This window comes from Geminicoccus flavidas (assembly GCF_009806515.1).
In the GTDB taxonomy this organism is placed as follows: Bacteria; Pseudomonadota; Alphaproteobacteria; order Geminicoccales; family Geminicoccaceae; genus Geminicoccus; species Geminicoccus flavidus.
The window spans coordinates 1-3,827 of the sequence record NZ_WUJP01000410.1 but is presented as its reverse complement, the minus strand read 5'-3'; the positions used below and the strand labels follow the sequence as shown (position 1 = coordinate 3,827).

Annotated in this window: 4 protein-coding genes; all 4 read left to right on the top strand. The window is 69.1% G+C overall.

Annotation, left to right across the window (positions count from 1 at the left end):
- On the top strand, positions 1-595 hold a 595-nt coding region (locus EQG76_RS11635; RefSeq protein WP_200840751.1), incomplete at its 5' end, for a Gfo/Idh/MocA family protein.
- Positions 596-613: 18 nt separating this feature from the next.
- Entirely contained in the window at positions 614-1,990 is a 1,377-nt protein-coding gene (locus EQG76_RS11630) for a tetratricopeptide repeat protein (RefSeq protein ID WP_159713523.1), read from the top strand.
- Between the two features lie 108 nt (positions 1,991-2,098).
- Positions 2,099-2,749, top strand: a complete 651-nt coding sequence (locus EQG76_RS11625; protein ID WP_235031324.1) for an NUDIX hydrolase — start codon at positions 2,099-2,101, stop codon at positions 2,747-2,749.
- A gap of 88 nt (positions 2,750-2,837) precedes the next feature.
- On the top strand, positions 2,838-3,827 hold a 990-nt coding region (locus EQG76_RS11620; RefSeq protein WP_159713521.1), incomplete at its 3' end, for an ABC transporter substrate-binding protein.

The window sequence follows — 3,827 nt, the reverse complement described above, 5'->3', positions numbered from 1 at the left end:
CGTCCGCTCCGGGCGGCTGGGCGAGCTCGTGGTGATCCGGGTGGTTCATGGCGCGCTGCTGCCGGCCCATCTGCAGACCTGGCGGATCAACGACCCCGCCGCAGGCGCGGGTGCCATCATGGACCTGGCGGTGCACGACGCGGACATCGTGCGCTTCCTCACCGGCGACGAGATCGTCGAGATCAGCGCCATGAGCAAGAACAGCGGCATGGGCACCGAGCGGATCGAGGACACCGCACTCGCGATCTTCCGCACCGCCGGGGGCACGCTCGGCCACATCCATAACGTGTTCAACACGCCGTTCAACCAGGGCTCGATCGAGATCCACGGGACCAGGGGCTCGCTCTATGCAAGGGACAATATGGGCCAGTCGCCGGAGGGCACCGTGCATCTGCGCGACGCGGACGGCCTGCGCGAGATCCCGCTGCAGCACGAGGACCTTTACGTGCGCATGGTGAAGAGCGTGGTGGCGGCGGCGCAGGGCAAAGGCGAGGCCGCCTGCACCGGCCAAGACGGGCTGCGCTCGCTTGCCGTGGCCCTAGCCATGCTGAAGAGTGCCGCATCCGGACGCGTGGTGCCGGTGCTGACGTCCTAGCTGGCGGGAGGAGGGCGGATGCTGCTGGACTGGCGCGACCAGGAGGTGACCGCATCGAGTGCCGCGACCGTGGCCGGGATCGACGGGTTCATCCAGAGCTTCCTGGCCTATGAGAACGGGGCGGCGGTGGTCCAGGAGGCGGCGAATGCCGATCCGGACTGTGCGCTCGCCAACGCCTATGCGGCGATGCTCTGCATGTTCATGGAGCGGGCGGACGCGCCGCTGAAGGCCCGACCCTATCTGGACCGGGCCAAGGCTTCGGCCGGCCTTGCCACAGAACGCGAGCGGATGGTGGTGGACGCGGTGGGTGCCTGGGTGGAGGGCGACCTGCCGCGCTCGATCCGGGTGAGCGAGGAGCTCCTGGACCACTATCCCCGCGAGCTGGCGATCGCCAAGGCCTGCCAGTACCACCATTTCAACCGGGGCGATGCGCCCGGCATGCTCCGGGTCGCGCACAAGATCGAACGGGCCAACGTGGAGCTGCCCTGGACCCATGGGCTGGTGGCCTTCGCCTGCGAGCAGAGCCATCTCCTGGACGAGGCCGAGCGCAGCGCCAGGCTGGCGATCGATATCCGGCGCAAGGAGCCCTGGGCGCACCATGCCCTGGCCCATGTGTTCCTGACCCGCGGCCAGACCGGGCAGGCCCATGCGTTCCTGGAGGACGTCAAGGACACCTGGACGAACCTGAACTCCTTCATGTTCACCCATGCCTGGTGGCACTTCGCCCTGGTGCTGATCGACCGGGGCGGCACCGACCGGATCCTGTCCTTCTACGACCAGAACATCTGGGGCGTGTGGAAGAGCTATTCCCAGGACCAGATCGGTGCGGTCTCGCTGCTGGCCAGGCTGGAGCTGGTGGGCGTCGATGTCGGCGATCGCTGGGTGGAGCTCGGTGAGTATCTGGCGCGCCGGGTGGACGACCATGTCAGCCCGTTCCTCAGCATGCAGTATCTCTATGGCCTTGGCCGCGCCGGCCGGTCGGAGGCGGACGCGATGCTGGCCTCCATCCGCCGCCACGCCCGGACCTGCCCGGCCTGGACGCGACCGGCCTGGCAGGAGGTGGCGCTGCCCGCCTGCGAGGGCCTGCTGGCCCATGCCCGAGGCGACGGCGAGACGGCGGTGCGGCGGCTGGGGGAGGCCATGCCGCGCCTCCAGGAGATCGGCGGCAGCCACGCCCAGCGCGGCCTGTTCGAGCAGGTGATGCTGGACGCGCTGATCCGCACCGACCGGCTGGTGGCGGCCCAGCAGCTCCTGGAGCAGGTACGCGGCAGCACGCCGGACCGCCAGCCGCTCTACCCCAAGCTCGAGCATGTCTATCGGCGGCTGGGCCTGCCCGAGCAGGCCGCGCGCGTGGCGGCCGCCGCCAAGCAGCGTGGCATCAAGGGGTACGCCTGAGCATAAGGATCCGGTCGTCTAGACCATTAGGCTTCAATTGTGGCGGCCGTTTCGGCTAAACGGTCCCATGGAGCAGTTGCCGCAATCATCGCAGGGCCGTTGAGCAAGGTGTCGAAGAAAGGGCACGCGGCCCAGGAGGGTGCCCAGCCTGCCGGGCTCCCCAATCCGGCGCCGCTGCGGCCGGCCGAGCAGGCTGCGGGCAAGCAGCCGGCTGTCGAGCAGCCGGTGGCGAAGAAGCCATCGGCCGGAAAGGCGACGGTGAAGAAGGCGGTCGCGAAGGAGCCCACGCCGAAGAAGCCGGCATCGAAGAAGCTGGCACTGAAGAAGAAGGCGCAGCCAGCACCCCGGCTCCAGTACGGCGTGCTTGCGCTGAGGGTGCGCGGCAGCTCGGCCGACGTGCTGCTGATCACCTCGCGTGGCACCAGGCGCTGGATCATTCCCAAGGGCAATCCGGAGAAGGGCAGGACGGGCGCCGAGGTGGGGGCGATCGAGGCGTTCGAGGAGGCCGGGCTGATCGGCGAGGTCTGGACCAAGCCGCTCGGCACCTATCTCTCGCCCAAGCACCTGCCGTCCGGCCGGGTCGTCACCTGCGAGATCGAGGTCTATCGGATGGATGTCGAGGAAGTGCTGGACGACTGGCCGGAGAAGGGCCAGCGCGAGCGACGCTGGTATTCCCTGGACGAGGCCGCCATGTTGGTGGGCGAGGGCGGGCTGGTGGCGCTGATGCTGAAGGTGAACGCCGAGCTGATCGGCCGCTGACCGTCACCCGCCTGTCACGGGAAGCACCTATCTGGCCGGCACCTGTCGGGCCCGACAGGTGCCGGCCCCTCCTTCGGAAGACCGCCTGATGAACCGATCGCTCGCCGCGCTCGCCCTGGCCGCCGGCCTGGCTGCCGCCCCCGTCCTGGCCGCCCCCGCCTGGGCCGCTGAAGGCAGCCTCGTCCTCTACACGAGCCAGCCGCAGACCGATGCGCAGGGCACGATCGACGCGTTTCGGGCAGAGCACCCGGACATCGAGGTCAGCTTCGTGCGCGACGGCACGCCCAAGATCATGGCCAAGCTGCGCGCCGAGCTCGAGGCCGGAGCACCCCAGGCCGACGTGCTGCTGATCGCCGATTCGGTGACGATGGAGGGGCTCAAGCGCGACGACGTGCTGCTGGCCCATGAGGATGCCGACCTGTCGGCTTATCCGGACGGGCTGCACGACCCGGCGAAGTTCTGGTTCGCGACCAAGCTGATCACCACCGGGATCGTCTACAACGACGCGGCACCGTTCGTGCCAACCTCCTGGGCGGACCTGACCCGGCCGGAGGCCAAGGGCCTGGTCGCGATGCCGAGCCCGCTGGCCTCGGGTGCCGCCCTGATCCATACCGTGACCCTCACCGGCAACCTCGCGGACGGCTGGGGCTATTACGAGCAGCTCAAGGCGAATGGTGCCCTGGCCGAGGGTGCGAATGGCGGGGTGCTGAAGGCGGTGGCGGGTGGCGAGAAGCTGTTCGGCATGATCGTCGACTTCATGCCGATCCGGGAAAAGGCCAAAGGTGCCCCGGTGTCGTTCGTGTTTCCTGAGGAGGGCGTGTCGGCGGTGACCGAGCCGGTGGCGATCCTGAAGACCACGAAGAACCCGGATGCCGCCCGGGCATTCGTCGACTTCCTCCTTTCCCGCTCTGGCCAGGAACTGGCGGCCGCCCAGGGCTACATCCCCGCCGACCCGGCGGTGGCGCTGCCCGAGGGCTATCCGGCCCGCGACACGATCAAGGTCCTGCCCTTCGACCCGGCGAAAGCGCTGGCGGAGGAGGCGGATAACCGCGCCCGCTTCGAGGCCATCTTCCAGCCG

Excerpts from the sequence above, each read along its gene's own strand:
- EQG76_RS11630 (WP_159713523.1), top strand. The coding sequence starts at position 614 with ATGCTGCTGGACTGGCGCGACCAGGAGGTGACCGCATCGAGTGCCGCG.